Source organism: Dyadobacter sp. 3J3 (assembly GCF_009801115.1).
In the GTDB taxonomy this organism is placed as follows: Bacteria; Bacteroidota; Bacteroidia; order Cytophagales; family Spirosomataceae; genus Dyadobacter.
In genome coordinates, this window is record NZ_VTOL01000006.1 from 341,775 (window position 1) to 364,675 (window position 22,901).

A 22,901-nucleotide genomic window follows, 5' to 3' on the forward strand; every position below is an offset into this window, starting at 1 on the left:
TGACTTGTAAATCGATCCAAATTTTAGCTATTTCGACAAGTATAATCAATCGACCCCAGGATTGCAATATTTTTGACGATATTATTGGATATTATTGCGATTTTTTATGTTGTTCTGTCTGTAGTCGGCTATCAGCTGTTAGACTTGTCAAAGAAAAGAAGTTATAAAGAGGCTACCTTGTCGATTGCCGAAAGCCACCCGCCAATAACAAATGCAGCCCTATAATATAATTCATGATAAGGTTTATTGTTAAGTATTGTAATTGAAATTCTCGTAACCTTATTTTTATATTGGAAGGATTATTTAAGAATACAAAATCCGCATCCCATTCCAGCAACACCAGAATCAACGAGCCGCCATACACACTAATCAACACGCCTAATCACATAATTCATAAACTTAAACTTCTTTTCAACCTGATTTACACGGCCATTTTTGTAGGTATATTGATCATGCTGCTTTTGCATTTCAAATACGTAAACGCCCTGGGATTGAGGGATAATGTGAAGATAGTCGCCCAGATATTCACCAAAAACCTGATCTTGCCGGGTGGGCTCATTGAAAAATGCTTTGGCTACTGAATAGTCTATCGGAGCAGGTAATGTGGTTTCCAGGTCATGCCGGTATTGATGCGCTTTGATCACGTACAAATCCTTTTCTTTGCTGATCCGGGTTTGAAAAACGCCTTTGTTTGTCTTCGTATCTACCGTTGCGGATTGCAGCACATCATTTTCGTACATGCTTTTTACCACATAATATACCTTTACTTTGAAAACCAGGAGATTAACATTCACGTCGCTGATGAGGGTATATTGAGTTTTACCGTCCTGCGCTTCCTCGCGTATGGCCAGCATTTTTCCTACGTTCGCGCCCGATAGCACCACATCATAATGAAGGGTGTCCGGCCTGACCTGGCTCTTTGCAGCGGAAAGGGTCATGCAGAGGAGTAAAAAAATAAAGCTAACTTTCATTATTTGTAAGTTAATTTGAAAATCCAACGGCGAAAATTGCGCACAGGATCGTTCGGGGCTTATTGTCGTTTAGGTATCAGCGCCCCGTTGAAATAGGAAAGTTTTAATCAGCGTTTTCGTATTTTGAAGTGATTGAAAATGCAAAGTCTGAAAACCCAAACTGTCTGCAATTTCAGTCAAAAGCTTGCCGTCGTCAATATAGAGCGCATTTTCTGGTAAAGTCTGGGAGACATCACAGGCCAGTTTGAGCATGGACTTATCCGGCTTGTGCAGATGTACATAACAGGAAGAGATATATCCGTCAAAAAGCTCGTCCAGTTTGAAATGTTTGATCCTGTATGCATTCAGCTCTCTTCCTTCGTTGCTCACGGCAAATACTTTAAGCCGATATTCTTGTTTGATCTCTTTAAAAAAATCAATACTTCCCGCAATGGCAACCGACTGCGTGAACATAAATTCCGTGAATTCCTGCTTTGAAAATGTACGGGGTTCATAAAAAATAACCCAGTCCAGATACTCGTCATGCGTGATGTTGCCCGATTCGTATGTTTCAAAAACCAGTTTATGGCGTGCTTCAACCTTCTGTTTATTCAGCCCGAATTTTTCAATCGCTTTGTATCTCGACTGGTGTTGCCAGCCATTGGAAATCAGCACGCCTCCAATGTCCAGAAACAATGCCTTAATTTTAGATTTTGGTGTTTGATGATGCATTTTCTGATTTGTGAGGTGAAAGGAAAGAAGTTCTAAGTGGCTTATAGTGTGTGACTTAAAATTGGTAAATTGAGTAACTTTATGGCTCCAACTAGGATTTTACTTTTTTGTCTTGACACAAAAAAGTAACCGCGCGGCGGACCGTAAAAAAAGTCAAGGCTGTATGCAAATCTTAACGGGAATCGACTCGCTCATCACCTAAACAAAAAAAACCGCACGGCGGACCGCTCCTCCTACCGTCGTCAAACAGTTTTTTGTTTTAACGGTGCTGAGCAAGCCGATTCCCTAATTTGCATAAGGCCGATCCCAGTCGCAAGGCAGGTATTTTCGTTTAGCCAAAGTAGTCCACCCACTATGATCCAAGCACAGCCCAAAAAGAGTTATACAACAGTTTTTGTGTCTGCGGCATACTGTCCTTTTCTGGCAAGACTGTTACATTTGGCCTTGTAGAGCAATAGGTTCTGGGCGGCTACGGTATTTTCGGCTTCGCCTTTCCAGCATTCCAGGGCAGGAAGTTGTATGGCTCTGGAAAAGGAGAATGTTACAGGCCACGGAAGTCTGGAGCCATATTTGAAATTCATCTGATTCAATCTTTCAGAGGCTAACGCACCATTTTGGCCACCCGACAAAAAGGCGACGCCGGGTACTGCGGCAGGGACGCAGCGTTTCAGACATTCTATCGTTGCATCCGCCGTTTTCTCAACACTTTTCTGGTCCTTGCAGTCAAGACCAGGCAAAACCATATTCGGTTTGAGTATCAACGCTTCCAGTAAAACCCGCTGTTTGTACAATTGATAAAAAAGGCTTTTCAATACCCTTTCGGTCACCTTGGAGCATTCATCAAGACTGTGGTTTCCTTCCATCAGCACTTCCGGTTCAACAATCGGAACCAGCCCGGCTTGCTGGCACAAGGCGGCATACCTGGCCAGTGATTGCGTATTTGCTTCAATACATTCATCTGTCGGGATCCCCTCTCCAATAGAAAAGACGCCGCGCCATTTTGCAAAACGTAGTCCTGAGCTCGCAAAATCAACCAGTCTGGCAGGTAAACCATCGAGGCCTTCGGTGATTTTTTCACCAGGAAAATTGACCAGATCAACGGCTCCGGTATCTACTTTTATACCGGGAATGATGCCGGCACGATTGAGGACATCAACAAATTTTTCGCCTTTTGACGTTAATTGCTGAACTGTTTCCTCATATAAAATTGCTCCGCTGATGTATTTACCAAGTCCCGGCGCAGTTACGAGCAGTTCCCTGTAATCACGTCGCTTCTCCGGCGTTTGCTGGATATCGTATATAGCAAATCGTTTATTACAGGTTGGTGAACTTTCATCCATTGCGAGCAATCCCTTTCCGTCTGCCATGAGCGCATGAGCCGTATTGGTCAGGATACTTTCCATTGTGTTATTCATATCGGCTTATATTTTTTGATGAGCGTATTTGAATTCTTCAATTAGATATTAAAGTGTTATTACACCTGGCATAAAGGTCACGCGATTTTTGCTGCTGGTTGTTACGAAAGTTTTTCTGAAAGTTGTATTTATCACAGGTTTAATTCAATCCTGGTGTTTTGTATGTCCGTCATAGTAGAGGTTTTTTTGACTTCACATTGATCATGGCAGGAAAAGATTACGTCCTTGAAAATCAGTGATTTTTGCAACTTTTCTTGCTGTGTGTGTAACAAATCGGGACGGGAAGCTGACGACTTTTACATTAATATAATTGATTAAGAAAGGTAGCGCAGTAACGATATCATTACAGAAATGACTTCATAGCATGAAAGACCACAAAAAACGTCAGCACCTATCGATACCCGTTTTCCGGCTCATGAATACAGAATCACGATTTGATTCTAGCCCAGCTTAATAAACAACAAAAACAGAAATTCCAGATACTACTTTCATGGAAGAACAGGAAAATAACAACAGAGGATTATATGGCTTTTTGCCATCCGATATAGAAGGGATACGAACGCTTGCCAGGCTGGCCCTGGATCTGCGATGGAACTGGGACCATGCGGCTGATGACTTATGGCGGCAGCTGGATGCTGAACTTTGGGAACTCACGCAGAATCCCTGGATCATGCTGAAAACCGTTTCCCGGGAGCATCTCGAACAAAAATTGAGAGACAAAGCTTTTCAGACGAAAATGGATGAGCTTGTCAGTCAGAAGCAGCTTTCGGAGAAAACGCCATCCTGGTTTCAGCAGGCCCATACGGATGCTCCGCTCAGCTGCATTGCATATTTCAGTATGGAGTTTATGCTCAGCGAAGCCTTACCTATTTATGTAGGAGGGCTGGGCAATGTAGCTGGTGATCAGTTAAAATCTGCAAGTGATCTGGGTCTGCCGGTGACAGCCATAGGCCTTCTTTATCAGCAGGGCTATTTTCGCCAGCAGATTGATGAAAACGGTATGCAGCAGGCGTTGTTCCCTTTTAATGATCCAGGGCAACTGCCCGTGATTCCGCTGCGCCTTCCCAACGGCGAATGGCTGAGGTTGGAAGTGACACTGGCGGGATTTACCGTATGGCTCAGGACCTGGCAGGTGCAGGTAGGAGGGGTAAAGCTTTACCTGCTCGATACCAATGATATGGTCAACCTGCCGGTTCACCGTAATATAACAAGTCAGGTGTATGGAGGAGGTAATGAGTTGCGGATTCAACAGGAAATCATTCTGGGGATTGGCGGCTGGAAGTTGTTAATGGCACTGAACCTGAATCCTCAGGTTTGTCACATGAATGAAGGCCACGCCGCTTTTATGATACTGCAACGCGCAAGGGATTTTATGAAAACAGCAGAAGTGTCCTTTGATGTGGCGCTGGCTGTAACGCGAGCCGGAAATTTGTTTACGACCCACACGGCCGTAGCGGCAGGTTTTGATCATTTCAGCCCGGCTTTAATGGAGAAGTTTTTGGGACCTTATGCTTCGGAAGAATTACAGATCGAATTTAACCATTTAATGGCATTGGGCCGGCAGGATCCTAACAATAGCTCAGAAAGTTTTAATATGGCCTATCTGGCTATTCATGGAAGCGGGGCTGTCAACGGAGTAAGTCGTTTGCATGGCCAGGTAAGCAGGAATCTTTTTCAAAATCTTTTTCCGCGCTGGCCGCAGCATGAGGTACCGGTGGGGCATGTTACCAACGGCGTACACATGCCTACCTGGGATTCCGAATCTTCTGATATGATCTGGACCAAGGCATGTGGAAAAGACAGATGGAGAGGGGATTTACAGGAAATGCACGACGGCCTGGATGCTATTTCCGATGAAATGCTTTGGCAGATGCGTACCACCTGTCGCACTGATCTTGTGAACAATACCCGAAAAAGGCTTGAAAAACAAATGAGTGTAGCCGGTGAACCTGCTGAAAATCTGGAAATTGCCAAAGATGCTTTTGATCCCGACACACTTACGCTTGGTTTTGCACGTCGCTTTGTGGCTTACAAACGTCCCAACCTCTTACTGCACGACGAGGAACGGTTTATTCGCATACTTACCAATCCTGACCATCCCGTGCAGCTGGTCATTGCCGGTAAGGCACCTCCGTACGATGAAACCGGTAAGGCATTGATACAGCAGTGGGTGCAGTTTGTCAGTAAGCATAAATTATATAAGCACGTCGTTTTCCTGATCGACTACGACGTCCTGCTGGCAGAGCAGCTTGTGCAAGGGGCGGATGTGTGGGTAAACACACCCAGGAGGCCCTGGGAAGCATCCGGCACCAGCGGTATGAAAGTGCTGGTGAATGGAGGGCTGAACTTGTCGGAGCTTGACGGATGGTGGGACGAGGCATATACCGATGAAGTTGGCTGGGCCATAGGCGACCGGGCTGAACACGGCGAGGATGCCGGTTGGGACGCTACCGAAGCGAATACTTTGTATGGGCTGCTGGAGAACCAGATCGTTCCTGAATTTTATGCACGTAATGAGTCCGGCCTGCCTGTGCGCTGGATCGAAAGGGTACGGAAAAGTATGTCGCAACTTACGCCGAGGTTTTCTGCAAACCGTACCGTAAGGGAATATACGGAGCAGTATTATTTGCCGGCAGCAGTCAATTTTTTAAACCGTGCCGCCGAAAATGGTGCGGCGGGAGTCAGGATGGTGACCGTAAAACAAGATCTTGATAGAAAATGGCTGGGGATCAGTGCAGGAATATTGCAGATTGAAAATGTTGCCAACGGTTATCAGTGCCGGGTGGTGGTTCAGCTGAATGGAATAAATGCCAGTGAAGTGTCTGTTGAAATGTATGCAGAAGAAAACAATGGGCTGGAATCAGAAATTGTAAAAATGCTTCCCGAACCAAAGGAACAGGCGAATGATGGCACTGCATTCACGGTAAATTTTGCCGGCAGCAGGCCAAAATCAGATTATACGATAAGGATCATTCCGTCTTATGAAAATATTCAGGTGCCGCTCGAGGACGAACTGATTTTCTGGCAGCATTGATTAGGCCGACTAATCACTTTTCGATTTGATAAAAATACCAGAATACCAATGCTAAAATGATAGAACCATTAACCAAAATGAATGATTATGGAAGCAGAAATGATTGATAATGATCTCGAAATCTTGTCGCCCGAAATGGTGCACAAGATGAATGCATACTGGCGGGCAGCCAACTATCTGTCCGTAGGGCAGATATACCTTTACGACAATCCGCTCTTGAAAGAGCCTTTGAAACTAACGACGCAATGGAAATTGCTGTCTAACAATTAATTCTGACAATAATATGGAACACAATCACTCAGAACATATGAAATCCGGCAAATCGGATATGCAGATGCATGGACATAACCACCACGCTATGATGATTGCCGACTTTAAAAAACGTTTTTACGTTGTGCTGGTTTTGACCCTGCCGATCATGTTATTGTCTCCCATGATACAACAATTCCTGGGTGTGCGCTGGTCGTTTGGCGGATCCTCGTATATTTTGTTTGCGCTGGCTACGGTGGTTTTTATTTACGGCGGATGGCCATTCTTTAAAGGACTTGTTGAAGAAATAAAGACCAAAAATCCGGGTATGATGTTCCTGGTCGGATTCGCTATTACGGTTGCTTATGCTTACAGCGTCGCGATTGTTTTTGGGTTAAAAGGCATGGATTTTTTCTGGGAGTTGGACACTTTGATTCTTATTATGCTTTTAGGGCATTGGATTGAAATGCGCTCAATTGCTGGCGCTTCAAAAGATTTGGAACTGTTAATCCAGCTCATGCCTGATGATGCCCACCTGGAAAAAGATGGTAAGGTACAGGATGTGAAGACCGATACGCTGAAAGAAGGCGATATTATCGTTGTCAAACCGGGAGAGAAAGTTGCAGCCGACGGCGTTATATCCGAAGGTGAAAGTTATATCAACGAATCAATGCTGACAGGGGAATCCAAGCCGGTAAAAAAAGTCCGGGACGATAAGGTTATTGCCGGTTCGATAGCGGGCAATAGTTCTTTCAAGGTGAAAGTAACGCACGCGGCAAAGGATTCCTATTTGTCACAGGTCGTTAAACTGGTCGGTGATGCTCAAAAATCTAAATCCAAAACACAACTTTTAGCAGATACTGCTGCCAAATGGCTGACTTTTATCGCTTTGGGAACGGGAATTACCACCTTCCTATTCTGGTATTTGACCGGACACTCCTTGGCATTTGCCATGGAAAGAATGGTAACGGTCATCGTCATTTGCTGTCCTCACGCGTTAGGACTTGCCGTGCCGTTGCTGGTGGCAAGATCAACCGCCTTATCAGCCAAAAATGGTTTGCTGATCAAAGATAGGACTGCTTTTGAAAATTCCAGAAAAATTACGACCGTCGTATTTGACAAAACAGGCACGCTCACCATCGGGAAATTTGAAGTGTCAAAAGTAGTTTCCTTAAATAATGACCTGACGGAAAATGATATCGTCCGGCTTTCCGCGGCATTGGAGCAAAAATCCGAACACCCGATCGCGACAGGTATTTTGCAAAAAGCCATTGATCTTAAAATCACGGCTCCTTCGGCTGAAAATTTCAAAGCCATTACCGGAAAGGGTGTTGAAGCGGCGGTTGAAGGGAAAAAAATAATGGTTGTAAGCCCCGGATATTTAAAAGAGAAAAATATCAATCTTCCAGACGGATTTCAATCCAATGATACCGAGACGGTTGTCTTTTTAATTGTTGATGATAAACTGGCCGGCTACCTTGCGCTGTCAGATGAAATTCGTCCTGAGTCCGCTGGTGCTATCAAAAAATTGAAGGAGAATAACATCAAGTCTATTTTACTGACTGGCGATAATCCAAAAGTTGCGGAGAGTGTTAGCAAAACTTTGGGCATGGACAGTTTTCTGGCGGGTGTTTTACCCGACCAGAAATTGGAAAAAATTAAAGAATTACAGTCAAAGGGCGAATTCGTAGCCATGACGGGAGACGGAATCAACGACGCCCCTGCGCTGGCGCAGGCAGACATTGGGATTGCAGTTGGTTCCGGTAGTGATATTGCAGCAAATACAGCAGGAATCGTGTTGGTAAACAGTAATCCAAATGATATTGTAAACCTGATTTTGTTCGGCAAGGCTACGCATCGTAAAATGATCCAAAACCTGGTTTGGGCAACCGGATACAACGTGGTCGCGCTGCCCCTTGCAGCAGGTGTTTTGTATAATCAGGGTGTTGTATTAAGCCCGGCGGTAGGTGCTATTTTAATGACTGTCAGTACGGTTGTTGTCGCAATAAATGCCAGCTTGTTAAAAGTGTAAAAAAATAAGTATAGCCATGATGTCTTTTAAGCCACTTTTTTGTGCAAATGTGACTTAAATCAGTTTTGCTTGTGTCCGCCCTCAATTTATTAGCGCGGCTACAATTGCACCTTTACTAATCGGTAATTAACCAAATAATCAATCATGAAAGCATTAGTATATCACGGACCGGGGAAGAAATCCTGGGAGGAAAAACCCATGCCTGCCATTATTAAACCAACAGATGTTATTGTTAAAATATCGAAGACAACCATCTGTGGAACGGATCTGCACATCATGAAAGGGGATGTTCCAACGGTTACCGATGGAAGAATTATTGGCCATGAGGGTGTTGGCGTGGTACAGGAAACCGGCAATGCAGTAACAAATTTCAAAACCGGCGACCATGTGATCATTTCTTGTATTACTTCATGTGGCAAATGCGAATATTGCAAGAAAGGTATGTATTCGCACTGCGTTGATGGCGGTTGGATACTTGGCAATTTTATTGACGGCACACAAGCGGAGTACGTAAGAATACCTCATGCTGACAATAGTCTTGTTCCTATTCCGGAAGGTGCAGACGAAGAAGCACTGGTGATGTTGAGCGATATCTTACCCACCGGTTTTGAATGCGGCGTATTGAACGGACAAGTAAAACCCGGTGACGTAATAGCCATTATTGGTGCAGGCCCGATAGGCTTGGCGACGTTATTAACAGCCCAGTTTTATTCTCCTGCCGAAATTATTATGATTGATCAGGACGACAACCGATTGGCCGTTTCTCAAACATTCGGTGCAACACAAATCATCAACAGCACTACTGAAAATGCAATAGAAAAGGTAATGTCTCTTACCAATGGCAAAGGTGTTGACGTGGCAATTGAAGCGGTAGGTATACCTGCCACGTTCGAATTATGTCAGGAAATTATAGCACCCGGTGGCCATATTGCCAACATAGGTGTGCATGGCAAAAGCGTAAGTCTTCACCTGGAAACACTTTGGTCTAAAAACATCACTATTACCACAAGGCTTGTGGATACGGTAACAACCCCCATGCTTTTCAAGACTGTTCAGGCAAAAAAAATTGACCCTAAAAAATTGATTACCCATCATTTTAAGCTTAGCGATATCATGGAGGCTTATGATACCTTCGGAAATGCCGCCGAAGAGAAAGCACTTAAAGTGATATTGGAGAACTAAAAAATAAGAGCTCAATAAGAGCATAATCCGGAATAATGGCGATTTCAAAACAACACGACGAGGTAATAAATTACGGTAAGATCGTATCCGTACGGGGCAGCGTAATAGACGCCCGGTTCGAAAATTCTTTGCCCGCTGTTTACACTTTGCTGCAAGCCGGTGAGAATCTGGAAATAGCCATCGAAGTCCTATCCCAACTGGATGACCATACCATAAGAGGAATTGCGTTAACACCAACCCAGGGACTTGCGCGCGGTATGCAGATAGAAACTAACGGAAAACAGTTAATGGTCCCCGTTGGAAAACGGACACTTGGCAGGATGTTCGATGTATTTGGAAATACGATTGACCATTTGAAACCACTTGCCCAAGGCGAAAAAAGGAATATTCATCAGGCACCTCCACCCCTGGATAAGCGATCAACGCATTCAGAGATATTTGAAACGGGCATCAAGGCCATTGATGTATTGATACCCCTTGAACGGGGCGGGAAAGCAGGGTTATTCGGTGGAGCGGGTGTTGGGAAAACGGTTTTATTAACCGAGATGATTCACAACATGGTAGGTCAGAATAAAGGCGTAAGTATGTTTTGTGGTATCGGTGAACGTTGCCGCGAAGGCAACGAACTTTACGAGGCTATGAAAGATGCCGGTTTGCTGGAAAATATGATCATGATGTTCGGCCAGATGAATGAACCGCCGGGTGCCCGTTTCAGGGTTGGTCATGCAGCATTAACGATGGCCGAATATTTTCGGGATGACGAACATAAGGACGTTTTATTACTGATCGACAATATTTTCAGGTTTATTCAGGCAGGGATGGAAGTTTCAGGGTTGATGGGACAAATGCCCTCCCGGCTCGGGTATCAGCCCACACTCGAAACGGAGTTATCTGCATTGGAAGAAAGGATAGCCAACACGGATACAGGGGCAATTACTTCAATCCAGGCGGTATATGTTCCGGCAGATGATTTAACTGATCCGGCGGCGGTACATGCATTTTCGCACCTTTCTGCCACCATCGTACTTTCCCGCGAAAAGGCAGGTGAAGGACTTTATCCGTCTATTGATTTTCTGCAATCCAACTCAAAAATGACTACGCCGGGTATTCTGGGTGACAGGCATTACAAACTTGCGCAGCAAATCAGGCAGACTCTGGCACAATATGAAGACCTGAAAGATATCATTTCCATGCTCGGTATGGAACAATTATCTGTCGGAGACCGGCTTGTAGTGAACCGGGCGAGGCGTCTTGAACGATTCTTTACTCAGCCGTTTTTCGCTACCGAAAAGTTCAGCGGTGTCAAGGGTGAGGTAGTGAGCCTGAAAGATGCCCTGGATGGATGTGAACGCATTTTGTCTGATGAATTTAAAGACTTACCTGAGAATGCTTTTTACATGATCGGAAAGATTGAAGAAGCGCTAAAGAAGAAAGAAGTAAAACAAGAAGGCGCAGATGCCGCAAAGCCAGCGGTTTAAAAAGCAATAGATATGGACCTTAAGATTTTGCTTCCTTATAAAATTTTTGCTGAAATAAAAGATGTCAAAAGCATCGTCGCGGAGACTAGCGAAGGATCCTTCGGTTTTCTTCCTCAAAGGCTGGATTGTGTAGCCATATTGGTACCGGGTATTTTTACTTACAAAACGGATAAGTTGCATTATATAGCTGTTGACCAGGGGCTTCTTGTTAAAACAGGAACACAGGTATTGGTTTCAGTCAGAAATGCTGTGGGCGGAGATGAGCTTGGACAATTGGCGGACAAGGTAAAAAACGAGTTTAAGAATACGGATGAGAACGAAGAAAAGGTCCGGCATCTGGCATCAAAGCTGGAAAGTGGTTTCCTTTCCAGACTAAGAAAATTTGAACAAACATAAAAATGGCAGCGCCGGAAAACGAAAAAGATATTTTTGGACGGATAATTTCGGAAAAGGAAAAGCGCAAACTACGAGTGCTCAACGAGGAGAAGAAATCGGAATTTTTCGGTTTCGGCATGTTTGGCATGGTTGGCTGGTCCGTTACTGCACCCACGATTTTAGGCATTTTGGGAGGAATCTGGCTGGATAAACATTACCCGCAGTCCTTTTCATGGACGATAACCTGCCTCACGTTCGGTTTGATCGTCGGCTGTATAATCGCATGGAACTGGATAATAAAGGAAGATCAATAAAACAATAATTCTTATGATAATAATAGCAGCATTAATAGGCGGATTGATATTGGGCATCATCTTTTTTGGCGGTCTGTGGATCACTGTTCGAAAGACTCTGGGAACAAATTATGCAGCGATATGGATGCTGGGCAGTGCGCTCATCCGTACTGCGGTTGTCCTGACCGGGTTTTATTTCATTTCGCAAGGGAGCTTGCCACGATTACTGGTTAGCGTTACAGGATTTATTGCAGCACGCTTTTTGGTTTTGCGGGTTACAAAAAAGTTTGAAGAAAAGCAGTTCCTATCAACTGAATCCCGCCATTTATGAATTTATCACCCGACCAGACTATCTTTTGGAGCTATGGTTTTATTACCATCAACCTTACTTTGGTTACGACCTGGGGTATTATGTTATTTATGGTAATTGGTGCCAGACTGATTACGCGAAATCTGAAAGTCACCCATCAGATTTCGCACTGGCAGTGTATCCTCGAAATGACAGTAACGGGCATCAATGAACAGATCAGAGAAATAGGGCTTGATGATCCGGAAGAATATATTGGGTTTATCGGGACACTATTTTTGTTCATCGCCATGTGTAATTTTTGGATCGTTTTACCCTGGTATGAACCGCCGACTGGTTCGCTTTCTACCACCGCTGCGCTTGCCATCGCCGTGTTTCTGGCTGTACCTTTTTTCGGAATTCAAAAAAGCGGCTTTCTTGCCTATCTGAAAACTTATGTCAAGCCGACTTTTATCATGCTGCCCTTTAATATTATCAGCGAAATATCAAGAACACTCGCCCTGGCCATCAGGTTATTTGGCAATATTATGAGCGGAGGAATGATCGTCGCCATCCTGTTAAGCATTTCGCCCTTATTTCTTCCAATCGTCATGAAGGCACTTGGCTTGCTTACCGGTATGGTTCAGGCCTATATTTTCAGCATTCTGGCTACGGTCTACATTGCTTCGGCGGTACAGGAAAGCAACAAAAAGAAAAATCTATCAACTCAAAAAAGTACCAACTAAAAATGGATAGTGTATCAGCAATAGCAATCGCTTCAATAATTACTGCCGGGCTAACTACGGCTGTCGGATGCATGTTTCCCGCTTTAAGCGAAGGGAAAGCCGTAGCAACTGCCCTAGGCTCAATAGCACAACAGCCGGATGCAGCACCGACCATCACCCGGACTTTATTCGTTGGACTGGCCATGATCGAATCGACAGCCATTTATTGTTTTGTGGTTTCGATGATATTGATTTTCGCAAATCCGTTCTGGACTCACATCATCGCTAAATAAGAAATCATGGAAATAAACTGGTTCACGGTAATAGCGCAGATCATCAACTTTCTGGTTTTGGTTTGGCTGATGAAAAAATATTTGTACAAACCAGTCCTGGACGCCGTTGACGAGCGCGAAAAGAAAATAGCTGCTGAACTTGCGGAGGCAATAAGTAACATGGTGGAGGCGAAAAAAAAGCAGGACGAATTTCAGCAGAAAAATGAGGAATTTGATAAACAAAAACAGCAATTGATGGCTCAGGCTGCATCGGATGCCGGAGTTGAAAAACAAAAAATGCTGGATTCAGCGAAGGTAGAAGCCGAAGTTGTAAAACAGAAGCTGGAAGATGCATCAAAACAGCAGCAGGCAGATTTGAATGATCTGGTATTACAAAAAACGCAGCAGCAGGTTTTCTCTATTACCCGCAAAGCCCTGGCCGAGCTAGCCTCTGCCAATCTTGAAGAACAATCTGTTCAGGTTTTCATCGGTAAAATCATGGCAATCAATGAAAATGACAAAAAGCAATTTATTGCCGCTTTTCATTCAGATTTAAATCCTGTATCTGTTAAAAGCGCTTTTGATTTATCGGAAAAGGAACAAAAAAGCATAACCAAAGCCATTGCCGATGTACTGGGAGAAGACGGTAAATATGAATTTAAGACTGATCCCAAAATAATCGGCGGCGTTGAATTATCCACAAAAGGATACAAACTCGCCTGGAGTTTTTCAGCATATATTAATTCACTCGAACAAAGTATCGATTCCAGAATGCGCAATACGGATATAGCGGTTAAGAAATAAAGATATGCCATCAGCCAATTTAAAAGATAGTATAACAAATACATTGGATCAGCTCGATAAGGGAATAGCGGAGCATGAATTTGTATTCGCACCCCAGGAAGTTGGTTATGTAACAAGCGTGGCCACAGGTATTGTAAAAGTCTCCGGACTTGAAGGTGCCGGATTTGAGGAATTACTGAAATTTTCGGAAGATTTATATGGTATTGCCTACAATCTCGATGAAGAAGAAATAGGTGTGATCTTGCTTGGTGAAGATACTTTACTGAATGCGGGTGACGAAGTAGAACGTACCGGCCGTGTTATGGATATTCCTGTGGGTGATCAGTTAATTGGCCGGGTTATCGATCCGATGGGTTTGCCTATTGATGGTAAAGGTGCGATTGCCACAAGCAAAAGACTGCCAATTGAACGCCCTTCACCCTCTATTATGGACCGACAAGCAGTCGATTCGCCTCTGCAAACTGGCATAAAAGTAATTGACGCCTTAATCCCGATTGGCCGCGGGCAGCGTGAATTGATTGTGGGCGACCGGCAAACGGGGAAAACCCAGATAGCGATTGACACCATACTGAATCAGCAGGGAAAAGATGTGCTATGCATCTACTGCGCAATCGGCCAACGCGCCGCAGCTGTGGCGAAAGTTATTGCAAACCTGGAAGCAAAAGGAGCGATGGCTTATACGGTTGTGATGGTAGCCGAAGGTAACAATACCGCGGGACTGAAATATATCGCACCCTACGCAGCAACCAGTGTTGCCGAATATTTTATGGAACAAGGCCGTAACGTACTGATTGTATATGACGATCTTACCCATCATGCGCGTGCCTACCGTGAGCTCTCGCTGTTGCTACGCAGGCCGCCGGGACGGGAAGCTTTCCCGGGTGATATTTTTTATATTCATTCCAGGCTTCTTGAAAGGTCAACGCACCTCAGCGATAGATTGAAAGGCGGGTCGCTGACTGCCTTGCCGATCATTGAGACGGAAGCCCAGAATATTTCTGCCTACATCCCTACCAACCTGATCTCGATCACTGATGGACAGATATACCTTTCCCCCAAATTATTTGAAGCGGGTAATCTGCCGGCCGTTGATGTGGGTAAATCTGTTTCGCGTGTGGGTTCCAATGCGCAATTGCCTGTTTATGGATCTATTGTGAATTTAAAATTACAATACGCGCAGTTTGAAGAACTTGAAAGCTTTTCCCGTTTTGGTACCCGTCTGGATGAAAGTACTAAAAAAGTGATCGACCATGGACAACGTATCCGAAGTTGTCTGAAACAAAATGAACTTCATCCATTGACGGTCTCAGAACAAATTGTAGTGCTGCTTGCATTAACGAACGGACTTTTTGATACAATTTCAATTGACAAGATAGAACAGGGCGAAGGCGCCATTCTTAGCAGTATGGGTAACTTTTCCGATGCACTTTTAAAACGCCTATATTCAGACAAGCCCTTAAGTGATGCTGATCGGGGTTCGATTTTAAAAATCGCAGGTGAAATTCTTGACCCGTTCCAGGACAAACCGAAACCTGATCAAACTTCAAAATAATGGATACTTTAGAAGATCTGAACAGAAAGCTGGCTGGTGCAAAAGACATTAAATCGGTCGTGAAGGCCATGAAGGCTATGGCGGCAGCCAATATTTCACAATATGAAACGGCAGTAGCCTCACTCGGCGATTACTATCAAACCGTTACACTGGGTATCAAAGCTTATCTGACGGCACAAAAAGTTCGGACGGTTATTGAAAAACCAGGGCACCGAAAAGTTGAAGATCAAACAATTTGCGTGATCGTTTTTGGATCAGACCTGGGTTTGGTTGGCCAGTTTAACGATCTGATCGCCGGTTTTGTAGAGAAATCTTTGAGCCATATTACAGGTAAAAAGGAAATTTGGGTAATTGGTGAACGTGTTCAGGCGCTTTTGTCGGACGCCGGGCTGAAGATCACAAAATCTTACCCCGTTCCCGGATCAATAGATTCGGTCACGCCACTTATTCACGATCTACTGATCGAAATAGGAATAGCACGTGAGGCAAGGCACATCAAACAGTTTTATGTATTTCACAACCAGCCCAAAGCTGGTTCAGGATACGAACCTGTCATGCAGCGTTTATTGCCACTGGACGAAAAATGGATGCTTGATCTAATGGCGATTCAGTGGCCTACCAACAAGACCCCCGTAATTTTGGGGGATTCGGTGACTGTACTAAGCGGTCTTATTAATGCCTACCTGTTCGTTTCCGGCTTTAAAGCATGTGCGGAATCACTGGCCGCAGAAAATGCCAGCCGCCTGATGTCCATGCAGCGCGCAGAAAAAAGTATAAGTGATATGCTGGAAAGTCTGGGCAGGAAATTTCAGAGCTTGCGTCAAAGCATGATCGACGAAGAGCTTTTTGACGTCGTTTCTGGGTTTGAAGCCCTGAAAAAAGAACATCACTAAACCCGAAACCGGGCAAAAAATCTAAAAAGGTTGGATATTTGAAGATGATTGTCATCGATGATTTAAAATCGGAGACAATAACAAATCATGTCAAAGAATACGTAGGTAGTTCTGCGGATTTAACCACCGGCGATTCGACATCCTACACAAAATTAAAAGAGCATATCCGTTCCCATACCGCATCCGTCATCCCTACCCAACAGCTTTCAAAAATATTACCTTGCATACACTGGAGAATTCGGACAGTGTGACCATCCGATTCCGTGGCAGATTGAACATCAACAGATTGTTGCTCATTATGAGTCAAATAACTAACAACCATTTATTTAAACTTGTCAATTTCGACCGAAACGATATGTCTTGAGTTTCCGAATTACGGTGGTCAATGGCTCCGAATTCTCCACCTCTTTTACATCTTGTTTTTTTGTGCTGCAAACCTACTTTTATTCACTTAAAAAAAGTATGTTATGCTAAGTAAAACATTCACATTACTGTTCTATTTAAAAAAGCCGAAAAATTATGTTGAAGGTAATATGCCGATTTATATGCGTTTTACCATTGACAGACAACGTATTGAGATTACAACTAAACGCGAATGCGAGCCAGATAAATGGAATACATCGTCAGGAAGGAAAGTGGGTCAGAAAGAAGATGTTCGTGCGCTTAATGCTTTTTTAGACTCGTTGCAAACAAAGGTTTATGAAGCGCAACGTAATCTTGTCGACGCAGGTAAGCCAGTTACGGCCAATAGCATCAAAGACATCCTCACTGGGGTTGCCGATAAACCGAGAATGATCATGGAAATTTTTAAGGAGCATAACGATGAAATGCTTGCCTTGGTTGGAAAGGATTTTGCACGAGGGACTTACAATAGGTACGAAGCCGCAATGCGAAATGTACAAGAATTCTTGCTATATAAATACAAGGTAAAGGACATTAGTTTAGATAAACTTGATTACGGCCTGATTTCGTCTTATGCCTTTTACCTCAAGCATAAACGGAATATCTCTCACAACACGACCATGAAATATCTGGTATATTTCAAAAAGATAGTCTTGATATGTGTAAAGAATGGATGGATTGTTCGTGATCCGTTCTTTGCGTTTAGTATGGCCAAGCAGGAAGTGGATCGTCGTCCACTGGATGAAAATGAATTAACGGCAATCGAGACAAAAGAATTTCCCAATGAAAGGATTAGGAAGGTAAGGGACATATTTTTGTTCTGTTGTTACACAGGGCTATCTTATGTAGATGTTCAAAAGCTAAGAAGGTCAGAGATGATAGACTGGTTAGATGGCAAAAAGTGGTTATCCATAAATCGTCAGAAGACTGATACCTCCTTCACGAATTCCACTATTGCAATTGCCTTTTAAAATTTTGGACCATTATGCAGATCACATAAATTGCCAGGTGCAGGATTATTTACTTTTGGTTATGACAAACCAGCGAATGAATTCATACCTTAAAGAGATTGCGGATGTCTGTGGAATTGACAGAAACATCACATTTTATTTGGCACGTCACACGTTCGCAACAACGATAACCCTGTCCAACAATGTCCCAATCGAAAGCGTATCTAAAATGTTAGGTCATAAGGATCTGAGAACAACCTAACATTATGCTAAGATTGTTGATAAGAAGGTTGGAAATGATATGGATGATTTACGGAGAAAACTTGAATCAAAACAGAAAAAGTTTGTGGATTGAGAATTAGGATTCCTCCACCTCCACTGATTGATAGATAAAAATTACTAAAAATACAGTAAATAAACGATTTGCTGTATTTTTTTTCCAACATCCAAAATATTCAATTTTTATCAATCCTTTTGGGGAAATTCGGGTACTTGTAATGCAAAATTAAGGTATTCGAATTTTATTTAAAGTTTTGATTATCAGAAATAGGTATTATGCGTTAATAACAAATGGCTGATGAATGACCTTTTCAGGAATTTAAACTGACGTAGAAAGAAGTTGTAAAAAATCAGTTATCTCGTGCAGAGCTAAAACGTCTTACAGAAAAGATATTTGACATGACCTTTTAAGTAAAGTCAGTGAAATTTTTCTGTTCTGCTTTAATACCTGACTTGCCTACGTCGATGTTAAGCAGTTGAAACGGACAGATATTGTTGCCGGAATGGATGGAAATCTTTGGAGCGATATTAACCAGACAGAAAACTGATGCGGACTTTCAAAGCGCTTACTTTTCATATTGCCCGTCATACCTTTGAGACAACGGTGGCACTCAGTAATAAGGTTGCTATTGAAACGGTGTCGAAAATGCTTGCACACCGATGCTGATTTATGCCAAAATTCTCGATGTGAAGATTACTGGGGATATGATGGCGATGAGGGAAAAGTTAAGAGGAATTTAACTATTTTATTTAGATGCGAATAGTCAGTTTCTACTGATTGATTTATCAGAGCCTTGTTTCATAGTTATATTGTCCATTCACATTACCAGAAGTGACAATTTATTGGAGTATAAAAAGTATTTCACTGACTCCTTTTGCAATAAGTCAGATAAGATTACAACAAAGCCGGATTTGGCTACTCATGCAGTCCGTTTTTTGCTGAGCTTTGTTTTATACTAAAACTAAAACAAAATGCGAATATTAGTAACGGGCGCAACTGGTGCGTTGGGAAGTGCTGTGATCGAAACGATGTTGAAAAAAATCCCGGCCAGTCGCATTGCTATTCTTACCCGGAAAGAGGAAAAGCAATTGTCGTTTCAGGAGAAGGGATTCCGGGCATACCTGGGCGGTTTCGAGGATATCCCTTCGCTTGACAGGGCCATGAAAGGGATAGACAGGGTGTTACTGATTTCAGCTGGGGACGACGGCGACAGAATGGAGCAACACCGTAATGTTGTGAATGCAGCCAAAAGGGCGGGGGTTTCCGGCATTGGCTACACCAGCCGCTCGTTACGGGATAGGGCTAGCCTATCTAACTCATTGATGGTTGACCACTTTGCCACCGAAGACTATATCCGGGAGAGTGGCTTGCGCCACACCATCTTTCGCAACGCCTTGTACATGGATGTCATTCCATTGTTTGTCGGCAAACAGGTATTTGAGACCGGCATTGTTCAATCCGCCGGAATCGGCAAGGTAGCATTTGCGCTTCGAAAGGAAATGGGTGAGGCGATTGCCCATGTAATGTTAGATGAAGCCTGCGAAAACAAGGTTTACCGGTTCACGGGTGGAGAGGCGTATTCGTTTCACGAAGTTGCACGGGCATTGACCGAGCTGTCCGGAAAAGAGGTGAACTACACCGCGGTTGAAAGTCCGGCTTTCGAGGCGATTCTGATTCAGAAGGGCATTCCCGCAGCAATGGTAAGAAAAATTATCGATTTTAATGCCGATATTCGAAACGGGCAGGAATCCGAAGTGACCGCCGAGCTGGCCCAGAAGCTTGGGCGCCCGCCAGTTTCACTGATGGAAGGGCTGAAATTAATGTTTGGATTATAAACAACCCCTTTGTTATGAAGTCAAATGAACCACCCAGGCATATTCGCACCATCACCGAATATCACCGGTTGATGGAGTTGCCCAAACCTGAGCACCCGCTCATCAGCGTGGTACGATTCGAGGATATCAAAGCCCGGCCTGGCCTCGCCAGGCCGGGTATGGCCCCCAAAAGCATAAGCCATCATTTTTATACGATCGCCCTGAAAAAAAACGTCAACTCCAAGCTCAAATATGGCCAACAGGAATTTGATTTTGACGAGGGCGTCATGGTGTTTATGGCACCCAGACAAGTCCTTTCGGTTGAGGCGGCCACCGAAGAGGAATTTAAACACACCGGGTGGCTTTTGCTCATCCATCCGGATTTTCTCTGGAACACCCCATTGTCGGACAAAATAAAGAAATATGAGTACTTCGGCTATCATCTCTGCGAAGCGCTACACCTTTCTAATAATGAGGAAATGCTGGTTGTGGGGCTCATGCGGCAGGTCGAGCAGGAATACCACGCCAACATGGATACATCAAGCCACCACGTAATGGTTGCGCAATTGGAATTACTGCTCACGTATGCCGGGAGATTTTACCAGCGCCAATTCCTGACCCGCCGGATTCCCCACCATACCATCCTAGAACGGATGGAGTCCTTGCTGGCCCATCATTTCAAAGACCAAGTCTTGGCGGCTCAGGGCGTCCCGACCGTCGAGTCGGTGGCCGAGGCCCTGAATCTTTCCTCAGACTACCTAAGTCGTCTACTGACAACACTGACCGGACAAAGCACTAGGCATTTTATACAAGACAAGCTCATTGAACTGGCAAAAGAAAAACTTTCCACCACGGATCTGTCAGTCAGCGAAATTGCCTTCCAGCTGGGGTTTGAACATCCCCAGTCGTTTAGTAAATTGTTCAAAATTAAGACTCGTTATTCACCGGCCACATTCAGACAGTCATTCAATTAGGGAGTGTCTGGATACAAAAGCCTGTATTCTTGATCAACGGGGCCGCGCGGTTCAAATAAAAAACTACCCTTGAATATTCCACATTAGCTGGCCTGTCAAAAAGCCTTATTGGCTGTTGCCCTTTCGTTATTTGGATAATGCAAAGTCAACCGCTGCTTTGGAATGAATTGCGATGGTGTCAAAAATTGGAATACTGCAGTCAGTTGGACCAAGCAATATTGAAAATTCAGCGCTGCCAAATACAACGCCCTCTGCTCCGCAGCTTTTTAATTTGTCAATAATTTCGATGTATTTATTTTTTGTCTCGTCTTTAAAAATTCCTTTTGTCAACTCATTAAAAATAGAAGCATGAATATAATCTTTATCAGTTTCATCGGGAATAATCGTGTCAATGCCCAACTGTGAAAGACGATCTTTAAAGAAAGGATGTTCCATTGTAAATTTTGTTCCAAGAAGTGCAACCTTGTTAATTTTTTGTTTAACGATTTCCTTGGCTGTTTCCTCTGCACTATGCAGCAACGGGATTTTTATTCTTTGCCGGATAGAGTCCGCAAAAAGGTGAACGGTGTTGGCACACATCACAATACAGTCTGCCCCCGCATTCTCAAGTTGTATCGCAATGCCTGACAACATCTTTCCGGCTGCATCCAAGTCGCCGGCATTTTGTAGTGAGCTGAATTCTTCAAAATCCACCGAATAGAGTAGTAATTTGGAAGAGTGAGCGCTGCCCAATTGTTGATTTGTGAGCTGATTAAGCGTTTTGTAATAGATGGATGTAGGCATACCAGCTAAGCCCACCGATTAGTCCTAATGTCTTCATAAATTATTCAGATTATTTTAGTTAACTTTTTAAATTCAATAAATCTTATGACCGATCCCTAGCTTAGATGTCCTGGTTTTCACAAATTAATACCCGCTTTCTATCAATCCAATAAGCAAGTGCAACTATTCCTATCGGTACTGACAATAAAGCAAGTGTTGTAACTGAAGTAGGCTGTGGAAATGTTTGATGTCCACCTTTTCAATGTCAGATACCAACAAAAATGGCCGGAGTATTTGAAGGCATTGCATTGCAATAAAAAGATATCCCAAAGAAACTTTCGGTGCCGCCATATTAGCAAAGGATAGTCCGAAGTGTCCGATATACATAGAGTGAAAATTAATTGTCGCATTGAAATACAATAATCCATAAAAATGCTGACACTTCACTTGATAAAAATCAAGACACAGCAATAAGTTGCATTTTCACATGCAGAGTATAGGGTTGTTTTGAAACTTTAAAGTTATTTTGAAGAATAGTCCATAATAAATCAATTTATGCTGTCACCGAAAACCAAAGGAGATTTTGCCCGTGTCATTCCCTTTTGAGTATTTTGGTTTATTTTTAGCCTGATTTATTGCCTTCTGGAAAAAGGAATTCCTGGAGATCTGGACCACTATCCTTCAACAGGCAATCAGTACAAATTTGCAGCAAACATTTTTGCAATTCCGGCTATGGGCCTGATGATGGGTTTAATTGCCGGCATTCCAGCGATTGGTTATTTCAGTAAGTGGTTTGGAATTGCAACCTTTTGTTGGAGGAATTTAATAGGCAATATTTTCTTGCATCTTATGGGGAATCTTCCATTCACCGGACCCCTTGAAACCTCTATTTAATTGATTTACTTTTTCGATTTATCATATCATACTGCTTTTTTCTCGTTTTGCAGCTTTAAATTATTGCAAAGTCTTAGGCGCAATTCCTAATAAAATACAAAAGTCAAGAATTTTGGTTGCACTTGATGTTCCCGCGGATGTAGACTATGAACCACTCAGATTATATTTAGAAGATGGTCAGAATAATGGAATTTGGGAATACGAGGAAGCGTGTTTGGGATGGAAATAAGCATGAGGAAAGTAGAGAAAATATCGTTTTACCTTTCTCAAAAAACGAACGCAGGTTTGGTTGTCCGGAATGCTACATTTCAGAATGAAATCTCAAAAAACGAAACGATTATGTGTCTTACAAGCGGAACAAATTTTGCAACGTATGTATCACTTCGACAAGTCCTGGTCGGATAATTTTAAATGGTTTTTAGAATAATTAGTTCTACTTATTTGACGAATTAAATTTAGTAAACTGGCTTCCAGTGTAGTGTGATTTATTATTTTAAGTATATTTGGTTTAGCGGTTACAAAATAATTTTACATTGATTTGACACCTACAAAA

General features: G+C 43.2%; 22 protein-coding genes and 1 pseudogene. 19 read left to right on the forward strand and 4 right to left on the reverse strand.

Going from position 1 to position 22,901, the window contains the following annotated elements; translation table 11 throughout:
• Positions 1-365: 365 nt before the first annotated feature.
• The 3 genes from FZF08_RS15420 to FZF08_RS15430 form a co-directional block, all read right to left on the reverse strand.
• The gene (locus tag FZF08_RS15420; protein ID WP_159470253.1) at positions 366-938 is read right to left on the reverse strand and encodes a DUF6134 family protein; all 573 of its coding nucleotides are present in this window, start codon (positions 936-938) and stop codon (positions 366-368) included.
• Between the two features lie 102 nt (positions 939-1,040).
• Complete coding sequence (locus tag FZF08_RS15425; RefSeq protein ID WP_159470255.1) at positions 1,041-1,682, reverse strand: HAD family hydrolase; 642 nt, start codon at positions 1,680-1,682, stop codon at positions 1,041-1,043.
• 380 nt (positions 1,683-2,062) lie between these two features.
• The gene (locus FZF08_RS15430) at positions 2,063-3,097 is read right to left on the reverse strand and encodes a class I fructose-bisphosphate aldolase (RefSeq protein WP_229216549.1); all 1,035 of its coding nucleotides are present in this window, start codon (positions 3,095-3,097) and stop codon (positions 2,063-2,065) included.
• A gap of 490 nt (positions 3,098-3,587) precedes the next feature.
• Here FZF08_RS15430 and glgP point away from each other — a divergent pair, with 490 nt between their 5' ends.
• The 18 genes and pseudogenes from glgP (at position 3,588) to FZF08_RS15510 (ending at position 20,692) form a co-directional block, all read left to right on the forward strand.
• The gene (gene glgP / locus FZF08_RS15435; protein ID WP_159470257.1) at positions 3,588-6,131 is read left to right on the forward strand and encodes an alpha-glucan family phosphorylase; all 2,544 of its coding nucleotides are present in this window, start codon (positions 3,588-3,590) and stop codon (positions 6,129-6,131) included.
• Between the two features lie 87 nt (positions 6,132-6,218).
• Complete coding sequence (locus FZF08_RS15440; RefSeq protein ID WP_229216550.1) at positions 6,219-6,401, forward strand: hypothetical protein; 183 nt, start codon at positions 6,219-6,221, stop codon at positions 6,399-6,401.
• Between the two features lie 13 nt (positions 6,402-6,414).
• On the forward strand, positions 6,415-8,412 hold the full coding sequence (locus FZF08_RS15445; RefSeq protein WP_159470259.1) for a copper-translocating P-type ATPase: 1,998 nt from the start codon (positions 6,415-6,417) through the stop codon (positions 8,410-8,412).
• 144 nt (positions 8,413-8,556) lie between these two features.
• Positions 8,557-9,594, forward strand: a complete 1,038-nt coding sequence (locus tag FZF08_RS15450) for a zinc-dependent alcohol dehydrogenase family protein (protein ID WP_159470261.1) — start codon at positions 8,557-8,559, stop codon at positions 9,592-9,594.
• 35 nt (positions 9,595-9,629) lie between these two features.
• A complete protein-coding gene (atpD, locus tag FZF08_RS15455; protein WP_159470263.1) occupies positions 9,630-11,072 on the forward strand; it encodes a F0F1 ATP synthase subunit beta in 1,443 nt (480 codons plus the stop codon).
• A gap of 12 nt (positions 11,073-11,084) precedes the next feature.
• Positions 11,085-11,468 (forward strand): F0F1 ATP synthase subunit epsilon, encoded by a 384-nt coding sequence (locus tag FZF08_RS15460; protein ID WP_159470265.1) that lies wholly within the window; start codon positions 11,085-11,087, stop codon positions 11,466-11,468.
• A 2-nt stretch (positions 11,469-11,470) separates the two neighbouring features.
• The gene (locus tag FZF08_RS15465) at positions 11,471-11,761 is read left to right on the forward strand and encodes an AtpZ/AtpI family protein (RefSeq protein ID WP_159470267.1); all 291 of its coding nucleotides are present in this window, start codon (positions 11,471-11,473) and stop codon (positions 11,759-11,761) included.
• Between the two features lie 13 nt (positions 11,762-11,774).
• Complete coding sequence (locus FZF08_RS15470; protein WP_159470269.1) at positions 11,775-12,071, forward strand: ATP synthase subunit I; 297 nt, start codon at positions 11,775-11,777, stop codon at positions 12,069-12,071.
• A complete protein-coding gene (locus tag FZF08_RS15475) occupies positions 12,068-12,772 on the forward strand; it encodes a F0F1 ATP synthase subunit A (protein ID WP_159470271.1) in 705 nt (234 codons plus the stop codon). Before FZF08_RS15470 ends, FZF08_RS15475 begins: the two co-directional genes overlap by 4 nt.
• Before the next feature lie 2 nt (positions 12,773-12,774).
• Entirely contained in the window at positions 12,775-13,044 is a 270-nt protein-coding gene (locus FZF08_RS15480) for a F0F1 ATP synthase subunit C (protein ID WP_159470273.1), read from the forward strand.
• A gap of 6 nt (positions 13,045-13,050) precedes the next feature.
• Positions 13,051-13,827, forward strand: coding sequence for a F0F1 ATP synthase subunit delta (locus FZF08_RS15485; RefSeq protein ID WP_159470275.1), 777 nt, complete (start codon positions 13,051-13,053; stop codon positions 13,825-13,827).
• Between the two features lie 4 nt (positions 13,828-13,831).
• Complete coding sequence (locus FZF08_RS15490; protein ID WP_159470277.1) at positions 13,832-15,379, forward strand: alternate F1F0 ATPase, F1 subunit alpha; 1,548 nt, start codon at positions 13,832-13,834, stop codon at positions 15,377-15,379.
• Entirely contained in the window at positions 15,379-16,272 is an 894-nt protein-coding gene (locus tag FZF08_RS15495) for a F0F1 ATP synthase subunit gamma (RefSeq protein WP_159470279.1), read from the forward strand. The genes FZF08_RS15490 and FZF08_RS15495 overlap by 1 nt, the downstream gene beginning before the upstream one ends.
• Positions 16,254-16,511 (forward strand): annotated as a pseudogene (locus FZF08_RS31780) (IS1595 family transposase); the annotation flags it as partial. The gene FZF08_RS15495 and the pseudogene FZF08_RS31780, both read left to right, overlap by 19 nt.
• 228 nt (positions 16,512-16,739) lie before the next feature.
• Complete coding sequence (locus tag FZF08_RS15500; RefSeq protein WP_229216551.1) at positions 16,740-17,645, forward strand: site-specific integrase; 906 nt, start codon at positions 16,740-16,742, stop codon at positions 17,643-17,645.
• A 76-nt stretch (positions 17,646-17,721) separates the two neighbouring features.
• Positions 17,722-17,886 (forward strand): tyrosine-type recombinase/integrase, encoded by a 165-nt coding sequence (locus FZF08_RS31785; protein ID WP_229216552.1) that lies wholly within the window; start codon positions 17,722-17,724, stop codon positions 17,884-17,886.
• A 989-nt stretch (positions 17,887-18,875) separates the two neighbouring features.
• On the forward strand, positions 18,876-19,739 hold the full coding sequence (locus FZF08_RS15505) for an SDR family oxidoreductase (RefSeq protein WP_159470281.1): 864 nt from the start codon (positions 18,876-18,878) through the stop codon (positions 19,737-19,739).
• Positions 19,740-19,753: 14 nt separating this feature from the next.
• Positions 19,754-20,692 carry an AraC family transcriptional regulator gene (locus FZF08_RS15510; RefSeq protein WP_159470283.1) on the forward strand — a complete coding sequence of 313 codons (939 nt, stop codon included), beginning with the start codon at positions 19,754-19,756 and terminating at the stop codon, positions 20,690-20,692.
• A gap of 126 nt (positions 20,693-20,818) precedes the next feature.
• Here FZF08_RS15510 and FZF08_RS15515 read toward each other — a convergent pair whose 3' ends face one another.
• Entirely contained in the window at positions 20,819-21,475 is a 657-nt protein-coding gene (locus tag FZF08_RS15515) for an aspartate/glutamate racemase family protein (RefSeq protein ID WP_159470285.1), read from the reverse strand.
• 1,104 nt (positions 21,476-22,579) lie between these two features.
• Between FZF08_RS15515 and FZF08_RS31790 the strand changes: the two genes are divergently transcribed.
• On the forward strand, positions 22,580-22,753 hold the full coding sequence (locus tag FZF08_RS31790; RefSeq protein WP_229216553.1) for a hypothetical protein: 174 nt from the start codon (positions 22,580-22,582) through the stop codon (positions 22,751-22,753).
• Positions 22,754-22,901: the final 148 nt, after the last annotated feature.